Origin of the sequence: Carnobacterium gallinarum DSM 4847 (genome assembly GCF_000744375.1) — a bacterium.
In the GTDB taxonomy this organism is placed as follows: Bacteria; Bacillota; Bacilli; order Lactobacillales; family Carnobacteriaceae; genus Carnobacterium; species Carnobacterium gallinarum.
Window position 1 is genome coordinate 375,499 of sequence record NZ_JQLU01000004.1, and the last position, 19,000, is coordinate 394,498.

19 protein-coding genes and 1 other annotated feature are annotated in these 19,000 nt (G+C 33.9%); all 19 genes read right to left on the reverse strand.

All coding sequences use genetic code 11. The features are described 5' to 3' along the window. Positions 1–87 precede the first annotated feature (87 nt). Positions 88–1,212: a Nif3-like dinuclear metal center hexameric protein gene (locus tag BR43_RS04490; protein ID WP_034559894.1), complete on the reverse strand. Its 1,125-nt coding sequence runs from the start codon at positions 1,210–1,212 to the stop codon at positions 88–90. After that, positions 1,209–1,910, reverse strand: coding sequence for a tRNA (adenine(22)-N(1))-methyltransferase (locus BR43_RS04495; protein ID WP_034559896.1), 702 nt, complete (start codon positions 1,908–1,910; stop codon positions 1,209–1,211). The genes BR43_RS04490 and BR43_RS04495 overlap by 4 nt, the downstream gene beginning before the upstream one ends. Before the next feature lie 129 nt (positions 1,911–2,039). Continuing rightward, positions 2,040–3,548 carry a glucosaminidase domain-containing protein gene (locus BR43_RS20570; RefSeq protein WP_034559898.1) on the reverse strand — a complete coding sequence of 503 codons (1,509 nt, stop codon included), beginning with the start codon at positions 3,546–3,548 and terminating at the stop codon, positions 2,040–2,042. Positions 3,549–3,559: 11 nt separating this feature from the next. Further along, positions 3,560–4,189 (reverse strand): hypothetical protein, encoded by a 630-nt coding sequence (locus BR43_RS04505; protein ID WP_034559899.1) that lies wholly within the window; start codon positions 4,187–4,189, stop codon positions 3,560–3,562. Positions 4,190–4,456: 267 nt separating this feature from the next. Next, on the reverse strand, positions 4,457–5,176 hold the full coding sequence (locus BR43_RS04510) for a DUF1003 domain-containing protein (RefSeq protein WP_034559900.1): 720 nt from the start codon (positions 5,174–5,176) through the stop codon (positions 4,457–4,459). 27 nt (positions 5,177–5,203) lie between these two features. Next, the gene (locus BR43_RS04515) at positions 5,204–5,437 is read right to left on the reverse strand and encodes a hypothetical protein (RefSeq protein ID WP_034559901.1); all 234 of its coding nucleotides are present in this window, start codon (positions 5,435–5,437) and stop codon (positions 5,204–5,206) included. 130 nt (positions 5,438–5,567) lie between these two features. Further along, positions 5,568–6,029, reverse strand: a complete 462-nt coding sequence (locus BR43_RS04520) for a hypothetical protein (RefSeq protein ID WP_034559902.1) — start codon at positions 6,027–6,029, stop codon at positions 5,568–5,570. A 255-nt stretch (positions 6,030–6,284) separates the two neighbouring features. Next, positions 6,285–7,409, reverse strand: a complete 1,125-nt coding sequence (rpoD, locus tag BR43_RS04525) for an RNA polymerase sigma factor RpoD (RefSeq protein ID WP_034559904.1) — start codon at positions 7,407–7,409, stop codon at positions 6,285–6,287. Between the two features lie 37 nt (positions 7,410–7,446). Beyond that, on the reverse strand, positions 7,447–9,333 hold the full coding sequence (dnaG, locus tag BR43_RS04530) for a DNA primase (protein WP_034559905.1): 1,887 nt from the start codon (positions 9,331–9,333) through the stop codon (positions 7,447–7,449). Between the two features lie 376 nt (positions 9,334–9,709). Continuing rightward, positions 9,710–11,425: an ABC transporter ATP-binding protein gene (locus BR43_RS04535; RefSeq protein WP_034559906.1), complete on the reverse strand. Its 1,716-nt coding sequence runs from the start codon at positions 11,423–11,425 to the stop codon at positions 9,710–9,712. Positions 11,426–11,510: 85 nt separating this feature from the next. Then, complete coding sequence (locus BR43_RS04540; RefSeq protein ID WP_034559907.1) at positions 11,511–11,873, reverse strand: DUF488 domain-containing protein; 363 nt, start codon at positions 11,871–11,873, stop codon at positions 11,511–11,513. A 134-nt stretch (positions 11,874–12,007) separates the two neighbouring features. After that, complete coding sequence (gene glyS, locus BR43_RS04545; RefSeq protein ID WP_034559908.1) at positions 12,008–14,092, reverse strand: glycine--tRNA ligase subunit beta; 2,085 nt, start codon at positions 14,090–14,092, stop codon at positions 12,008–12,010. A gap of 1 nt (position 14,093) precedes the next feature. Then, positions 14,094–15,002 (reverse strand): glycine--tRNA ligase subunit alpha, encoded by a 909-nt coding sequence (gene glyQ / locus BR43_RS04550; protein ID WP_034559909.1) that lies wholly within the window; start codon positions 15,000–15,002, stop codon positions 14,094–14,096. 123 nt (positions 15,003–15,125) lie between these two features. Then, positions 15,126–15,297: a binding site (T-box leader), on the reverse strand. Between the two features lie 53 nt (positions 15,298–15,350). Beyond that, on the reverse strand, positions 15,351–15,584 hold the full coding sequence (locus BR43_RS04555) for a sortase domain-containing protein (protein ID WP_245617824.1): 234 nt from the start codon (positions 15,582–15,584) through the stop codon (positions 15,351–15,353). Between the two features lie 311 nt (positions 15,585–15,895). Continuing rightward, positions 15,896–16,690, reverse strand: coding sequence for a DNA repair protein RecO (gene recO / locus BR43_RS04560; RefSeq protein ID WP_034559911.1), 795 nt, complete (start codon positions 16,688–16,690; stop codon positions 15,896–15,898). An 81-nt stretch (positions 16,691–16,771) separates the two neighbouring features. Next, positions 16,772–17,671 carry a GTPase Era gene (gene era, locus BR43_RS04565; RefSeq protein ID WP_034559912.1) on the reverse strand — a complete coding sequence of 300 codons (900 nt, stop codon included), beginning with the start codon at positions 17,669–17,671 and terminating at the stop codon, positions 16,772–16,774. Continuing rightward, on the reverse strand, positions 17,672–18,070 hold the full coding sequence (locus BR43_RS04570; RefSeq protein ID WP_034560032.1) for a cytidine deaminase: 399 nt from the start codon (positions 18,068–18,070) through the stop codon (positions 17,672–17,674). It lies immediately after the preceding gene. A 15-nt stretch (positions 18,071–18,085) separates the two neighbouring features. Then, on the reverse strand, positions 18,086–18,526 hold the full coding sequence (locus BR43_RS04575) for a diacylglycerol kinase family protein (protein ID WP_034559915.1): 441 nt from the start codon (positions 18,524–18,526) through the stop codon (positions 18,086–18,088). Beyond that, complete coding sequence (gene ybeY / locus BR43_RS04580; RefSeq protein WP_034559916.1) at positions 18,504–18,980, reverse strand: rRNA maturation RNase YbeY; 477 nt, start codon at positions 18,978–18,980, stop codon at positions 18,504–18,506. Before ybeY ends, BR43_RS04575 begins: the two co-directional genes overlap by 23 nt. Positions 18,981–19,000: the final 20 nt, after the last annotated feature.

The window sequence follows — 19,000 nt, forward strand, 5'->3', positions numbered from 1 at the left end:
CTTTTAATCTCTTCCCTTCTAAATAAAGCTTTCTAGCTTCTATCTATTATTACAATATTCACTTTAAATCACAATAAAAATGATTGGTTACATAAATCTAAAAGGATCTGTATTTAATTGAGATTGACTAATTTCAATGTCCCAATTATTTTCTGTGGACCACTGTTTAAATAGTTTTTCCAAACCACTTTTACAAATTTCTTCAATATGATGCCCTGGGTCTATTACGGTTAGATTATTTGCTAACATATCATGAGCAATATGATATGAAACATCACCAGTAATATAAACATCAGCCCCTTTTTTTTGGGCACTTGAATAATAAGTTTCTGCAGAACCACCACAAACAGCAACCCGCTGAATTAGTTGGTTAGGATTCGTTGTAATTACTCGCAAGCCCTCTATTTTAAATATATTTTTTAATTTTTCTGTGAAAGTTGTAACTGAAATAGGTTCAGCTAAATTCCCAATCCGTCCAAGACCATAACTATCTACAAAATTTTCAATCGTATATAAATCATATGCAGGCTCTTCATATGGATGACTCTCAAACAGAGCTCGTTCAACACTTTCAGTTAAACGTTGTGGAAATACAACCTCAATCTTAGCTTCAGCTAGTTCCTCCGCTTGATTCACTGTACCAATTGCAGGCTCTGCTTGATTAATTGGAGTAAACCGACCAATTCCATCAAGAGTATAACTGCAATTTTCGTAATTCGGTCCTAATTTGCCAGCACCTGCTTTGGTCAATGCTTCACGAACCTCGACTTCGTTTTCCTGAGGAACAAAAACTGCTAATTTTTTATAACTTTCCGTTTTTGTTACATGCATAATCTCAGTTTTTTCTAAACCAATAGCTTGGCCTAACCAATCATTTAATCCATTAGTAGCTACATCTAAATTCGTGTGTGCAGCGTAGACGGCAATATCGTGCTTTAAGAGGTCCGCATACATTTTGTTCTGTGGATTGTCTGTAATTAAGTTTTTAGCAGCTCTAAAAATTGGCGGATGGTGAGCAAAAAGTAAATCAACCTTCGCTTTGATAGCTTCTTCAACAACTTCTGGCCGTACATCCAGTGTCACCATTACACGTTTAATTGGTTTATTCAATGTTCCAATGTGCAAACCAACAGGATCTCCTGATTCAGCCAAAGAGAGGGGAGCAAAAGTTTCAAATTTTTTAATTAAGTCTGTTCCTTGAATGATTGTCATTTTAGTAACCTCTCAATTTCTGCAATTTTAGTTTCAAAAATTTGAACTTTTTCGGTCTGATCTTTTGTAGCCGTTTTTAAACTAGCTAAAATAGACTGTTCTTTGATCAATTGTCGTTGCCATTTTTGTTTAAATAAGGTTGGGAATTTTTCTCTTAAGTGCAATCCAAAAGTTAATTGTGCTTGAGTATAGCTAACAGCTGATTGACTTTTTTCAGCAATAATAATTTCATACATTTTTTCATCTTCTTCTAAAAGTTCTTCTCCAATAATCTCGTATTGGTGATTCATTAACCATTTTCGCAAAGGTTCTTCTCCTATATTTGGTTGTAAAATTAAACGTTCCCTGCCAGTCAGCTTACCATCTTGATAGCCATCTTCAAGGATAGAAGCAATTAAAGCTCCGCCCATCCCACAAATTGTTAAAGCATTAATATTATCTTCTAGTTTTATAACAGCTAAACCATTTCCTAAGCGAACATCAATTTTTTCTTGATAACCTAGGCGCTTAACCTGTTCTTGGGCCGTTATAAATGGTCCCGTTACTATCTCTCCAGCAATTGCAAAAGCAATTTCATTTCGATAAACTAATGCACATGGTAAGTAGGCATGATCCGAACCAATATCAGCTAATCTACCATTCTTAGGTACATAGGCGCTTGCTTTTTCTAAACGCAAAGATAAGTGTTTTTCATCCATAAATTAGCGGTCATCCCTTCATTAAAAAGTCTTATTCATTATACAACAAAATTAACCAAATTTCCTTAAATTCCCCAATTAAAAAAACTAGTAAGTTGTAGGAATCCACAACTTACTAGCTCTACTAAATTAAACTTTATGGATAGTCAACGTTTGACCAATAAATAACAGATTATTTTTCATTTCGTTCCAGTGTTTGATTTCAAGAGGTGAAACTTTATATTTTTGCGAAATTGTATAAAGAGAATCACCATCTGCAACGGTATACTCTTCTTGAACAGCCGTTTTCGCATTATCAGAATCACTCATTTCGTTATCAAAAACTAAAGTTCCTTGTTGTCTTTGTTCAAAATCAGACATTGGTTTAGGCAGTTCTGCAACTAGATTTTCAGGCGTAGCTACAGCAGGTTCTTCAATAACTTCTTTTTTAATAATTAATTCTTGACTAACAAAAATTAAATCGCTTGTTAATTGATTTAATTCCATCAATTCTTGAACACTTACATGATACGTATTGCCAATATCCCATAATGTATCCCCGCTAGCAATTGTATGAATCACTTCTTTAGTTTCTACTTCAGCTTTCTTCACAACACCATCATCATACTGAGTTAAATCATAGGTTTCAATTAATTGATCTAATTTTTCTGCATAACGTGTGTCTGTCGCATATTTACCAGTTAAAAAAGCTGTCGCATCTTTATAAGAAGTTGTATTTGATTTCCACGTTCCAGAGTAGAAACTTGTGTTAAATGAAGTACCACCTGTTAATAGTTTTGCGTAATCTTCTAATGATTCTTTGTAAGAAGGATACTTTCTAAATTCTCCAGTAATTTGATAGTAATTTCCGCTACCATCATCTTCTAAAGTTAGCATTGCAACAGATTGACTTTCAAAGCTTCCTTTAATTCCAAATAAATTATGATTTGGTTCACTTGATAATGAACTGTTTCCAGAACCACTTTCTAAGATTGCTTGAGCAATCATAACCGATGCATATAAATCTTTTTCAGCACCAATTTCAGCTGCTGGTTCTGCAATTTTATCAATAAACTCTTGTGTGCTTTGGTTTTTTACAAACATAATTTTTTCTGCTTCAAGATGATTTGCCTCTGGTACTTGAACTTCTGCAATATTTTGTGAAGTTACCTCTTCTTTAGTAAAAGGACGAGTTGTCTCCACTTCAACTTTAGGTGCTACAGGTATAGGAGCAGGCGTTATAGGAGCTGGGGTAGGAGTTACCGGTACAGTTACTGGTGGTTCTGGCGTTACAGGGACTTCTGGTTCTGGTTTTACAGGTATCTCTGGTTTCACAGGAGGAGTCGTTTCTTCTGGTTTTTGAGAAGAATCTTCGCTCTCAGTTTCATTGCTTGTATCGCTTGAACTATTACTTGAATCGTTTACAGTTTCATCCGATGCTGTCGGTGTTTCCTGTACTGATGAGTTCTCAATGACTGCTTCAATAACACGTTGACTAGTAGATGCATTTTCTTCAGCACTTGCTAACGCTGAGAAACTTGGAATGGCTAATGATGCCATGACAATCGATGTATTTAATAATCCAGCCCCCTTACGAATGGCTTTTTTTTGATTTATTTTTTTTGTTGCTAAGATACGTTCATTTCTGCTTTTAAGCATGTTTCTTCCTCCTAATTCATTTCTGTTATTGTAAGTAAAGACATTTTATTATCAATTTCTTCAAATAAATGCGTAATATCCAATTTTGATTGTAAAATAGTTTGTTGTTTTTCTTGTAATTCTTGAGCAAAAAGTGCAATATCTTTTTTTGCTTGGCTTTTTTGATAAATGACTTCATCATCAGCTGTTTTAACAATTTTTCTAGCTTGAATTTTGGCATCAATTAGAACTTCAGCAATTTCAGCTTTAGAAATTTTTAACTGCTGATTTAATTGGTTTTTTTCTGCAATTAAAACTTCAATTTGATTATTTTGTAAGGCAATTTTTTGTTGAAATTCTGACACAACGGCTGAGTCTTCCAAAGTAATAGATGAAGATTCAACTGAATGATCTGCTACCTTTTTTTCTAGATAATTATTTTCTAAAGTCAAAGAATGAACTCTATTTTTATAATATACTAACTTTTCTTCAATATCTTTATAATGAGCAGGCAATGCTTTTTCTTTAAATGAGTCTTCTTCAATTTGCTGTTTTTCAGCTTCTAATTTTTTATAGGCATCATGTGCATGTTTCAATTTATGACGCATGCGACGATTTTCTTTTTCTACTATCATTACTTGCTCTCGCAAACTAGCTGTCATATTTTTGCTACTCTCCTTAAAAGATAGTTATTTTCTATTCTTTTTGAAAATAATTATGTCTTACTTTCAGTTACTTTATTATTCTTAATTAAAGCATATTAACTATAAATAACGCTGTTCCTATTATATCATATTTCCACATAGAAATTTAAAAATCGCTTTTCTTTTTTTTCTTATATAAGGGTAAAATAAAAATTGGTTTAATCAAAAACAAGACTATCTCATAAGGTGATTTTTACAGCTCTTTTTATGAGATAGTCTAACGAATTAACTCCCTTTTTTCTCAAGAACTTCCATCCGCTCTTGTAGCTCATTTAGCAAATCAACTTGAATAGTTTGAATGTTTACAAGATGTTGCCATTGTTGGGTTAGCATATGATCCATTTTTTCATGTAACAGGCGAATTTCAATTTCTGACTTTAAATTAACTTGATAATCTGAATCCGATTGATTACGATCTCTTTTTTCTTGACGATTTTGGCTCATCATAATTACTGGAGCTTGAATAGCAGCCAAACAAGATAAAATCAGATTTAATAAAATGAAAGGATATGGATCAAATGGTTTCGCAAATAGAGCAATTGAATTAATGATAATCCATGTGATTAAAACAAATAAAAATGCAAAAATAAAACTCCAACTACCACCAAATTTAGCAATTCCATCAGCCACTTTTTCACCAACTGTTAATTTAGTCGTATCTGTATCACTAACATCATTTACTAATGAGTTGCCGGTTTCAATACTGTTCATTACTTTTTCATTTAACATTTTCATGTTTTCTGAGTCATTTTGAATCATACCTCGAATATAATGTAGTCGATAATCCATTAAATCATCTAAACAAATAAAAGCGTCTTCTGATACATCTGGATGCTCTGTTAAAATCAGTGTTCTTAATTCCTGACTTAAATTTTTTAGTTTAATTCCATCAACATCATTATGCATTTTATGACATATAATACAGCGTTCATTTTTTTGTTTCATTTTTCCACCTCATTTTCGCTTTATTTATTATTGATAACGGTTATCAATTTTAAAAACTTGTTTATCATTTTTTGAATTTAAACTTATTTTAACAATTTGAATAGGGTTAATATAAATAACATCATCTTGATTGTTATAAAACCGAATAAGTCTACTACTTAAGTAGCCCTCACCGTTAGATATTTTTTCAAAAAGTTCTTCCTCAGAAAGTTTTAAAACTAGTGTTTCACCATTGCTTAAACTCACGATACATTCAGTCATCATTTTCCCACCTTACCTATTATTGAACTAATTATAACAAAGACATAAAAATAAACAACTAATAAGAATTTTTATAGCTATTTATTAGTCTATAAAAAAAAGAAGGTCGCCATATTTGACGACCTAGCCTCTATTTAACTACAATTTCATAAACATCTCTACCTGGAATTTGTGGTGGCATTGACATTGTTGAGATTGGCTCTACTGCTAAAGTAACCTCAAGTGTTGCACCAGTTTTAATGTCATCCAATGAAACCTTTTCTTTACCTTCATTCAAAACATTACTACCATCTGTCAATAAAACCACTTCGTCTTTAAATGATGCCGGTGTTTCATTTTTAGCATCTACAGGTGTTAATTTTTCAACTAAGATTTGACCCACTTCACTATTGCTATCTGCTTTAACTACTGCCGTATAGACAATTGAATCGGCTTTTTCAGAACTTGCGACAGCTTCTGAAGAAACCTCAGTAGAGCTACTAGTCATTGATGATGAGCTTGCATCTTTCTTCGTACCTGAATTGCCACAGCCAACTGCTACCACTAGTACTATTCCTAATGTCATACCTAAAAATAATTTTTTCTTTTTCATTGTAAAATCCTCCTAATAAACAAATTGTTCTCTATATAGTATCTTAAACTAACAACCAAATTGCAAATAGAAAATGAATTATTCATTAAAATTTAATAATTCAATGATAATTTAATTACATCATTTTATAAAATAACAAAAATTATAATTAAATTTACCAACCTGCCTCACTAATTTTTTAAATTTTCTATTAAAATTAATCAAATTATGTAAAAAGTAGCAGATCCCAAAATGGATCTGCTACTTAAGTTTTGCTTATTCTAAAAAGTCTTTTAATTGTTTTGAACGACTTGGATGACGTAGTTTACGTAAAGCTTTAGCTTCGATTTGACGAATACGTTCTCTCGTTACACCGAATACTTTTCCTACTTCTTCCAATGTACGTGTACGCCCATCATCTAAACCAAAGCGCAAACGTAAAACATTCTCTTCACGATCTGTTAACGTATCAAGAACATCTTCAAGTTGTTCTTTCAATAATTCATATGCTGCATGTTCAGCAGGACTAGTTGCATCTTGATCTTCAATAAAATCACCTAGATGTGAATCATCTTCTTCACCAATAGGTGTTTCTAATGATACTGGCTCTTGAGCAATTTTTAAGATTTCACGAACTTTTTCAGTAGGTAAATCCATTTCTGCTCCAATTTCTTCAGGTGTTGGTTCTCTACCTAAATCTTGTAATAATTGACGTTGAATTCGGATTAATTTATTGATTGTTTCAACCATATGCACTGGAATACGAATCGTACGCGCTTGATCGGCAATTGCACGAGTAATTGCTTGACGAATCCACCAAGTAGCATAAGTTGAAAATTTAAATCCTTTTTGATAATCAAATTTTTCAACAGCCTTCATTAATCCCATATTTCCTTCTTGGATTAAATCTAAGAATTGCATACCACGTCCAACATAACGTTTGGCAATACTGACAACTAAACGCAAGTTTGCTTCAGCAAGGCGTTGTTTCGCTTCTTGATCCCCTTGTTCAATTAATAGAGCTAATGCAACTTCTTCTTGAGCATTTAAAAGTGGCACACGACCAATTTCTTTTAAATACATCCGAACAGGATCATTGATTTTAACTCCTGCTGGAGCAGTTAAATCCTCTTGCTCTTCAGCTTTTTTATTTTTTTCTTTGGCTAAAATTTGACGATCAGTTGGACCACCATCATCCCCTACAACACTTACACCGCCATCTTCAACTTGCATAATCACATCATCAATTTGATCTGCATCGAGTTCATGAGGTGTGACAACTAAATTAGTTAATTCATCATAGTGAATAGATCCTTTTAACTTATTGTCTTTGATTACCTTTTTAATCGCTTGTTCTAATAATGTTACCGTGTTGTTTTTTTCTTCTTCTTTTTTAGCCATAAGAAATGCCTCCTTGTAATCAATCCTACAAATTCATTCATTTATTTTTCAACTGGCGTGAGATATCCACGATATCCAGTGTTAAATTACGTATTTCATCTTTATTTCCAATTCGACTTGCTTCTCTTAATTCAGTTTGCTTTTCTTTTAAACGTTCATGTAAAACTGATTTTCTAGCAATTACATCGATATAGTCGTCAATTTCTTGAGAAGCGATTTCGTCACTAAGTGATAGCATCTCAATCTCAACCAACAGATTTTTCAACTGAGGTTCCTTGACAAAATCAATAAACGCATCAATGGAATCCTGATCCCCAACACTTTCTTTAAAATTCTCAAACAAAATGAACAGGGTTTGATACTCTTCGTGAGCAAAATAAAATTCCGCTTGCTGACTTTGCACCTGAATCCAAGCTTCCTCAAAATGAAACAATCGATTTAACAGAAATCGTTCTGTCTGTTCAACTAAATCAATTTTTCTTTTTTGTGTCTGCACCTCAATTGGTGGCATTTCTTCAGGGTAATAAACTTCTGGTTCTGGTTCATAATTCCCATAATTAGTAGTGTTTTTTTCTTTAATACGTTGTGCTTTTTTGCCTTCAAAAAGTAGCTGAAACTGTTGGTTCAAGGAATCTAATGAAATATCAAATTCACTAGATAATTGTTTAAAATAAAGCTCCCGCTCGATAACCGAAGTAATTGAAAGCATCTCATTTAAAATTGTATCCAAATAACTTAAGCGTTCATTCTCATTTTGAAAATTCAAACCTTTGCGATAATAACGCATTTTAAATGCAAAAACAGTATCTCTACCATGTGACAATAACTCAGTAAATGCAGTTGTTCCATACTTCTTAATAAATTCATCTGGATCTAAGCCCTCTGGAAAACTAGCAACCTCAATATCAAAAGGCGTCTCAGCAGACAATAAGTCTACCGCTCGTTTCGTTGCTTCAATCCCAGCATTATCTCCATCGTAGGCAATTAAGACACGGTCGGTTACACGATCAAGCATGTGGATTTGCTCATTGGTCAAACTAGTTCCCATTGAAGCAACACCGTTTTTCACACCTGAATTCCAAGCAGCAATAACATCCATAAAACCTTCAAATAAAATAACTTCTTTGTCACGGCGAATCGTTGCCCGCGCCATATCGAAGTTAAATAGCACATTTCGCTTATTGAATAAATAGGTTTCTGGACTATTTAAGTACTTAGGTCCACTATGTTCTTCTGCCTCAGATTGAAAGATTCGACCTGAAAAAGCAATTGTTTTTCCTTGCTGATTCCGAATTGGAAACATAATACGATTGTAAAAACGATCTAGTAAATCCCCATTATCTCGTTGCACGAATAAGCCAGTTTCACTTAAAAGATCTTCTTCATATTCTTTTCCAACTAAATAATTGTGAAGCATATTTCGTTCATGAGGGGCAAAACCAATCTTAAAAGTTTCAATCAGTTCTTTCGTTAACCCACGATCTAGCAAATACTGGTAGGCTGATTCACCAATCTTAGTATTTAATAAAACATGTTGAAACAAATCAGCAGATTCCTCATGGGCTTGAATTAATTTGTCGCGTTTTGAGTCTGTTTCTTGTTGTTGACCTCGATTCTCTAATAGAGCATTATCGATTTGGATATGACTCATCTCGGCAGTTTTAATCACAGCTTCCGGAAAACTTAATCCATCCACTTCCATTAAAAAGGTAAATACATTTCCACCTCTGCCACAACTGAAGCAATGAAAAATTTGTTTTTCTTCAGCAACGGAAAAAGACGGCGTTCGTTCTTCATGAAAGGGGCAAAAGCCAAAAAGATTTTTCCCACTCTTTTTTAATTGTACATATTGACTAACCACATCAACTATATTAGTTCCTTGCCTGATTTGATTTACCGTTTCTTCCGGTATTCTCATGGCCATGTACATCACCTCTTTACCACAAAACATTCATTAAATCATAATTATCTAAGAGTCCCACATAAATTTAAGTAGGACTCCTAGTTCTATTGCTATTAAGTGACATAATGATACATAATGCATTGTACCACATAATCACCCTTCCAACAATGAAAACAACTCATTTTACAGACATTTTTAATCCACTTTTCAAATCATACTTTATCTTAGAATCAAAATCGAACTAATTTGCCCTCATTCAAAATGTACCATACTAGTTTTTAACTTATATCCGAGAATTTTCCGTTTAGTATCCATAATCCACTAGAAATAACTAGTCTGTCCTTAAACTAAAAAAGTTCTGAAAACAAAGACTAAGCCTTTTGTTTTCAGAACTTTTTTATACTTTAAATTGTGCATCATACAATCGCTTATAAGGGCCATTTGAAGCCATTAATTCGTTATGGGTACCTTCTTCAGCAATTCCATCTTCATTCACAACCACAATTCGTGTTGCATGTTTAATTGTTGCTAATCGATGGGCAATAATTAAGGTTGTTCGTCCTTTTGAAAGTGAATTTAAGGAATCTTGAATTACTTGTTCGGTTTCAGTATCTAGCGCCGATGTTGCTTCATCTAAAATTAAAATAGGTGGATTCTTTAAAAACATCCGAGCAATGGCTAGTCGCTGTTTTTGGCCACCTGATAATTTAACTCCACGCTCACCAATGATCGTTTCTAATCCATCAGGCATCTCCTCAACAACTTGTTCCAAATGAGCCAGTTTTACTGCCATAGCAATCTCGGCATCGCTTGCTCCTAATTTTCCATAGGCTATATTTTCTTTAATTGTTCCAGGGAATAAAAATACATCTTGTTGTACGACACCAATTTGATTCCGTAAAGAGCTAAGCGTCATATCACGAACATCTATCCCATCAACAGTGATTTTCCCAGTATTTACTTCATAAAAGCGTGGCAACAAATTACAAATAGTTGTTTTTCCCGCTCCACTTGGCCCAACAAATGCAACCGTTTCTCCTGCTTTAATGGATAAATTCACCTGATCTAACACTTTTTTAGAATCATCATACCAAAAAGAAACAGTATGATAGCTAATTTCGCCAATTAGGCGAGAGACATCTATCGCATTAGATCGATCTTGAATTGCAGGTTCCTTATCCATCTCTTCGGCAAAACGCTTAAATCCAGCAATTCCTTTGGGATAACTTTCAATCATATTATTGACTTTTTCAATTGGTCGCACAAAAACATTTGTTAATAAAATAAAGCCAACAAATTGACCATAAGTAATCTCACCAGTAATTGTATAATACGCTCCAAAAAATAATGCAAATAAATTAATCAAACGCATTAATAAATAATTATAAGCTGCACTAATTCCCATCATTTTGTAAAAGAATATTTTTGATTGTCGATAAGCTTGATTTAATCCTTCAAAGCGCTCCTGCTCATGACGTTCATTTGAAAACGCTTGAACAACACGAACTCCACTGACAGATGCCTCTACTCCTGCATTAAAATCACCTAAATTACGATAAATTTCTGTATTTACTTTCGTCATTTTCTTATTAAAAAAGACTAAAGCCACTGTTATAAAAGGAATCATGATAAAGGTAGCTAACGCTAGCTGAACATGAATCATCAGCATTAATACAAAAGAACCAATCAAAGACATAATTGTAATAAAAACATCTTCCGGTCCATGATGCGCAACTTCAGAAATTTCAAACAAATCTGTTGTAAGTCGACTCATTAATTTTCCAGTCTTTTGATTATCATAGTAACTAAAAGGCTGTTTTTGTAAATGAGCATACAATTCACGACGCATATCCGTTTCAATATTGACTCCTAACATATGACCAAAGTAAACAACTATATATTGCAATGCAGTATTAACCACATAAAAAAATAACAATGATAAAGCTGCTGTTACAATTAGAGACCAGTTTCCAGTTGGCAATAATTTATCAATAACTTGATTGACGACAACAGGAAAGGCCAACTCTAAAATAGCCGCGACAATCGCACAAGAAAAATCTAAAATAAATAAACGACGATACGGGTAATAATAACTAAAAAATCTTTTTAACATTGGCTTCCTCCTTTTCTCCATCCTTTTATTATATGGAAAATTAATTGGAAAGGAAAGCTAAAATTAGCAAAATACCTTAATTAAATCAGAAAATTTCTAAAACCTCTAAATAATTTTTTAAACTAATGGCATGATTACAAGTCCTTGATTTTGCACCATATAGCAGTGTCACATTTCCTTTGGCTAAATGCTCTCTAATAGCTAGACAAAAGTCTTCTAAATTAGAATTTCGAGCTAATTCTGCTTCATAAGCTGTTTTAAATAAGTTAAATTTCTCTGGCTCATGATTAAACCATTTACGTAATTCTGCTGTCGGGGCAATATCTTTAGCCCAAACGCCTAAGGCTGCTTTTTCTTTAGATAATCCTCTAGGCCAAATTCGATCTACCAAGATTCGGTATCCATCGCTAGTAGCAGGCGTATCATAAACCCTTTTTAGTTGTATCATGTTTGTCCTCCTTCATGGAATACAAAAAAATAGACTAAACTATCAACTGTACTACCCCTTAAAAATTAGAGTATTAAGTCTAACTTTTAGAGGTCGGTACAAAATAGCGTTTAGTCTGTTTTTATAGATAACAATTATTTTACAATTAACTGATCAACACTAGCAAATGATAATGCTAAATTACCTAGCTTAGACAATAAAGCTAGACGATTATTACGAAGAGCTACATTATCTGACATAACCATATTTTCATCAAAGAAAGCTTCAACTTTAGGGCTAAGTGCTTCCAAAGCTACATAATTCATCTCCATATTTTCTGCTGCAAATGCTTCTTCAGCAATTAAAACTGCTTCATATAGAGCTTTTTCAGATTCTGTTTCAAATAAAGCATCATTAACAGACAATTGGCTTTCAGTTAATAGTTCTTTACTCTTAACAGCTAAATTCATTACACGAGTTAATGCTTCGATAGTTGGTTTAAATGTTGCTTCTTTGACATGTTTTTCTAAAACAAGAGCCGTTTCAGCAATTTTCTTTAAATCTTCTTGATCGGATTTTAATACAGCATCAATGACATCATAACGAATTTTTTGCCCTAATAAATATTGACGCATTCTTGCTTTAATAAAATCAATTACTTCTGGTGCACTAGCTTCTAGCTTTTGACTCAACTCTTCTTTATGTTGAATCGCAGCACTAATCATCTCACCACGTAATGTTTCTACTGGGAAATACCACCCCTTACTTTCAACAATCCTTACGACACCATATGTTTGACGACGTAAAGCATATGGATCATTTGAACCTGTAGGAATCATTCCAACAGCAAAGAAGCTCATTACGCTATCTAATTTATCTGCAATTGCTAATACAGCTCCAACATTTGTAAGTGGCAAAGCACCATCGCTTGAAACAGGTAAATAATGTTCACGAATTGCAGTTGCTACTGCAGGTTTTTCACCTTGCATTAAGGCATATTTCTCCCCCATGATACCTTGCAGTTCTGGGAATTCGCCTACCATATTTGTGACTAAATCAAATTTATAAATTTGACTAGCGCGAGCTAAATCGGATAATTCTTCCGTTGTTAAACCAACAACTTTTCCAATTGTCTCAGCAAAGTAAGCAACGCGTTGCATTTTTTCATAAATACTACCAATTTTTTCATGGAAGGTTACTGATTTCAACCGTTCAACAGCATCAGCAATTTTTATTTGTTGATCTTCTTCATAGAAAAAGGCACCATCTTCCAAACGTGCAGTCAATACTTTTTCATTTCCTTTAGCAACATTCTCAATGTGTTCTGCATTTCCATTGCGAACAGAAATAAAATATGGAACTAAATTTCCATTTAAATCACGGACATCAAAATAGCGCTGGTGAGCCTTCATCGAAGTAACTAAAACTTCTTCTGGAATAGCTAGATATTTTTCATCAAAACTACCAGCAAATGCAGTTGGATATTCAACAAGATTATTTACTTCTTCTAATAGCTCTTCATCTAACTCAACATGCCATTGTTTTTCAGCAGCAATTTTTTTGATTTGCTCAACAATAATTGCTTTACGTTTTTCACTATTAGCAAGCACAAATTCTTTTTCTAAATTCTTTTCGTAATCTACAGCACCACTAAACGTTACCTCTTTTCCTAAGAAACGATGGCCACGACTTGTGTTGCTTGTTTCAATATCTAGAATTTTGAAAGGAATTATTTCTTGATCTAACATAGCAGTAATCCAATGGATAGGACGAATATATTTAAACGAATAATCTGCCCAATGCATATTTACAGGGAAGGTCATTGATGTAATGACTTTATCTAGATTCTTTAAAATTTCCATTGCAGGTTTACCTGGTGTAAATTTATCGATATGAACATATTCAATACCTTTGATTTCTTTGAAGGTAATATTCTCAACCGTTGCACCTTGCCCACGAACAAAACCTTCTGCCGCTTTGCTCCAATTGCCTTCACTATCTATAGCGATTTTTTTTGCAGGGCCTTTAACGATTTCTTGAGTATCTTCTTGTTTATCTGCAACTTCTTTTACAATAACTGCAAATCTTCTTGGTGTTGAAAAAGGAATAATTTCTGAAAAACTTAATTTATTTTCAGTCAAAAAATCCGAAACACGAGTAGCAAATTGTTGACTACTTGCGGATACATATTTTGCAGGTACTTCTTCTAAGCCAATTTCTATTAGTAAATCCTTCGCCATTTTAGTTTGCCTCCTCTGTTGAATTTTCTGTTTTTTGTAATAATGGGAATCCTAGTTTTTCACGTTCAGCTACAAAAGCTTTCGCTAGCGCGCGAGCCATATTCCGAATTCGAGCTAGATAACCAGCACGTTCTGTTACAGAAACAGCACCACGAGCATCTAACAAATTAAAGGTATGACTACATTTTAAAACATAATCGTACGCTGGATGTACTAAGCCGTGTTTAATTTGAACTTGTGCTTCTTTTTCATAGGAATCAAATAGCTGTAACAATAACTCTTGGTTACTAGTTTCAAAGGCATATTTTGAATGCTCATATTCTGGTTCAATAAAGATTTCACCATACTTAACTCCATGTGTCCATTCTAAATCGTAGACACTATCGACTTCTTGGATATAAGAAGCTAAACGTTCAACTCCATAAGTGATTTCAGAAGTTACTGGTTTACATTCTAAGCCACCAACTTGTTGGAAATAAGTGAATTGAGTGATTTCCATCCCATCTAACCAAACCTCCCAGCCTAAACCAGCACAACCCATTGAAGGATTTTCCCAGTTATCTTCCACAAAACGAATATCATGCTCTAAGGGATTGATTCCTAAAAGTGTTAAACTTTCTAAATACAATTCTTGAATGTTCTCTGGTGATGGTTTCATCACTACTTGGAATTGGTGATGTTGATAAAGACGGTTTGGATTTTCACCATAACGACCATCAGCTGGTCTTCTTGATGGCTCCACATATGCTGCATTCCATGGTTCCGGTCCAATCGCACGTAAAAAAGTATAAGGGTTCATGGTCCCTGCTCCTTTTTCAGTATCATAAGCTTGCATTAGCATACAGCCTTGACTAGACCAAAAATTTTGTAATGTTTGAATCATTTCTTGAATAGTTAATTTTTTACTCAATTATATTCACTCCTTTTCTGATATCTGCATTCTTTAGTTCATTCTTCTCTAACGCCTTTCTCGATACCTCCTAAATAAAAAAGTACACAAAAAGTCCCTATACTAAGCAGAAACTTCTGTTAGTATAGGGACGACAAATTATCGCGGTTCCACCCTAATTCTAGTCATACAACTAGCATCTTCATTGAATAAGCTCCAGAATGCCCTTCAAAATTGACTCTATATCTGGCTCGCACTTCCCCAGATTCGCTACTTTAGAGATACAATTCCTACTCTTTTCCTTCAACGCTTCATTATTAACTTGCCTTTATAATAGCCTGTATTTAGGCTTTCTGTCAAGTTATTTCTTTAAGAGTTCACAAAAATCGCTTGCTGTTCCGGTGTAGCATTGATAATTTTTACTTCTTCAACTAGCTCTGCTTGAACTACTAATCGTTCCACCCCTGCATCTGTACTACACGTATATAAGGTTAATAAAGTTTTATCTGGCACATCATCTAAAATATCGACTCTTTCAGGATCAACAATATATGTTTCTATAACTTGATAACTATAAATCTTTTGGTTATCTGTTAAATAAATCTTCCTACCTAATGTGGCACTAAAAAGTGGACCAAATAAAGAGTTGTCATTCCCAGGTACTTTATATGTGAAGCCATCGGGTAATTTCCTTTTCCCATTTGTTGTCCGATTTTATTAGTAGCCGCCCCGCGATATAAATTCTTCTCACCTACGCCTTTAATAATTGAATTTTTTTGCGACCGAATTGTGAACGCTTTCTAAATTAAATAACCTAACTCTATTTAAAATAATGTTCTTACTTAAGTATTTATTCTTTGTTACAAGACATTATAAATAACCTTTCGGAAATGTACGGAATAAACAAAAGAAACTTACTGAAAATCAGTAGGTTTCTCTTGTCTTTGAAGAAGCATATCTCCCCATGTATACATTTGATCAATAAATGATTTACTTTTTAATTTAATACCAACTGATTCCTCGTAAATCATATCTAATAGAACTCGTAGTTCTTTTTTTGTTTCTTCCTTCACTTTAATCTCTCCAAGTTGATCTAAATTCAATCGTGAAAAAATTCGTAAAAAATGAATGGCTCGAGGAGAGGCATGATAGCGATGTTCATCTAAGTGCCAATGCTTTTGACATAAAAGACCACCGTAGCTAGAGGAGTAATCAAAGGTCCCTTCCGTTGTTCCACAAGATACACACCCTCGTAATTCTGGTGCTACCCCAAAATATGGTAAAATTTGTACTTCAAAAATATTTACCATAATTTCTGGATCATACCCTTCATCAATATCTATCAAGGTCATTTCAATTTTATGGAATAGTGCTGAATCTACAATAGCATCTTCTAATGCTGCGTCAGCTAAACCTAATACATACGTCGCATAAGCATTCAAAAAAATATCTTTTTGCATTGCCGAATAATGAACAACTTCTTTAGCATCTCGTAAAAAACAAAGGCCTGAATCACGAATATCTGCGATATAATTTGCCTTAGTGAAAGGTAAAATAGCTGCTTTTAATTTACTATTTGGCTTTCTAGTTCCTTTGACAAAAAACATTCGCTTTCCAAAACGATTCGTAAATATCTTCACTAATCGATCATTTTCTCGATGATTTCGCACAGATAAAATAATTCCTTCAACTTCTTCTAATTGAGACATTCCGAAATCTCCTTTCCTGTTTATGAATAAAGTAAGAAAAGCCGAGAAATTAATCTCAGCTTCCCCATCAAATCCAATGATTTAGTAGTTGTCTTTACGATAACCATAATCAGTTAAATAATTTTGTTTGTCACGCCAATCTTTTTGAACTTTTACCCAAAGTTCCAAATAAATTTTGTCACCTAACATAACCTCGATATCACGGCGAGCTTTGATCCCGATATCTTTGAGCATTTTTCCGCCTTTGCCAATAATAATTCCTTTTTGTGAAGAGCGTTCCACAATAATCGTTGCTTGGACTTGAACTTTGTCATTCTCATTACGTTTCATGCCTTCTACAACAACAGCTACTGAGTGTGGGATTTCTTCTCTAGTTAATTCCAACACTTTTTCACGGATTAATTCAGACACAATAAAGTACTCTGGATGATCGGTCACTTGATCTTCTGGATAAAATTGTGGACCTTCTGGTAAATAGCGAAGCAATTCTCCTAATAAAGTGTCAACATTATTTCCTTCAGTTGCAGAAATTGGAACAATCTGTTCAAAAGGTAATAACTCACGATAATTTTCAATAATTTCTAATAGCTTATCTGGATGAATTTTGTCAATTTTATTAATAACTAAGAAAATCGGTGTTTTATTGCCTTGTAATTTTTCAATAATGAAGTTATCACCAGGACCACGTTTTTCTTCCGCATTAACCATTAACAAAATAACATCTACTTCTCTTAACGTACTTAACGCTGAATCCACCATAAAATCGCCTAGACGATGTTTTGGTTTATGGATTCCTGGTGTATCAATGAAAATCATTTGAGCATCAGGAGTTGTATAAATCCCTTGAATTTTATTTCTAGTTGTTTGAGCTTTATCACTCATAATTGCGATTTTTTGACCAACAACACGATTTAGTAAAGTTGATTTCCCAACATTGGGACGACCTACGATGGCAACAAAGCCAGATTTGTGTTCACTCATTTAAGTTAAATCCTCCGGTGTAAAGGCACCTGGTAACAAACTGCCAACAGTTGTTTCCATTTGATCCCCTTTTTTATTTGTTAATAGGACAAGCATATCAGGTGGGCAAAATTCGGCAATTACTTGACGACAAGCACCACATGGTGAAATAGGTCCTTCTGTATCTCCAGTTACAACTAGGTAACTAAAGTCTCTTTCACCTTCTGAGACAGCTTTAAAAATGGCTGTACGTTCTGCACAATTACTTAATCCGTAAGAGGCATTTTCAATATTACAACCTGTATAACTTTTCCCTTCTTTCGTTACAATTACTGCGCCTACTGGGAATTTTGAGTAAGGGACATACGCTTTTTCTAGCATTTTATTTGCTTGTTGAATCCAAACGGGCATTCGAGTCATCATTCATAAGCTCCTTTAAAAGAATAAATAATATAGTTTAGGTAAAAAAATAATGGCTCCTACAACTAATGCAAAGCTAGCTGTAATCAAAACAGCAGCAGCAGCCATATCTTTGGCCTTTTTTGCTAATGGATGAAACTTCCCATCTGCTGCTAAATCTACCAAGTTTTCTATCACAGTATTCCATATTTCCATTACAATTACAAGGAAAATTACTAAAATCATCCATAACCATTCATACTTACTAAGCTTAAAAAACCACGACACAAAAATGACGAGGACTCCAATAAAAAGATGTACCTTTAAATTTGCTTCTTCTTTATATGCCGTGACAATCCCATCCACTGCATGATAGAAAGATTCCAAGAAATTTTTATTTTTCTCACATCGTTCGTCTCTCTCCTCGAACGCTTTTTTATCCTGCGCATCCTTCTTATCGTTCAAGTCCATAGGCATCTAATATCTCTTTCTGCAAACCAAACATCTCTTCTTCATCCTTAGATTCCATATGATCATAACCATTCAAATGTAAGAAACCATGAAGAGCTAAGAAACCTAATTCTCGATCAAAACTGTGACCATATTCAGAAGCTTGGCTAGCGGTTTTATCAATTGAAATAATAATATCGCCTATATTTCGAGGCATTTTTTCATCTAACAAATCAAAATTAATAGCAATATCCTCTTCAACTTCATCTTCCATTGCAAAACTAATGACATCCGTTGGTGTATCTTTTCCTCGATAATCACGATTAATTACTTGAATACCAGCATCATCGACAAAGGTCACAGACATTTCAGTATCAGCAGGTAAATCTAAATGAGTTCCAGCAAATTCCAACAGAGTCTCCACCAACCTCGTCTGTTCCTCTGTAACTTTTCCTGTTTCATCAAATAAATCTAATTCCATAGTAGGACTTCCTCTCATTG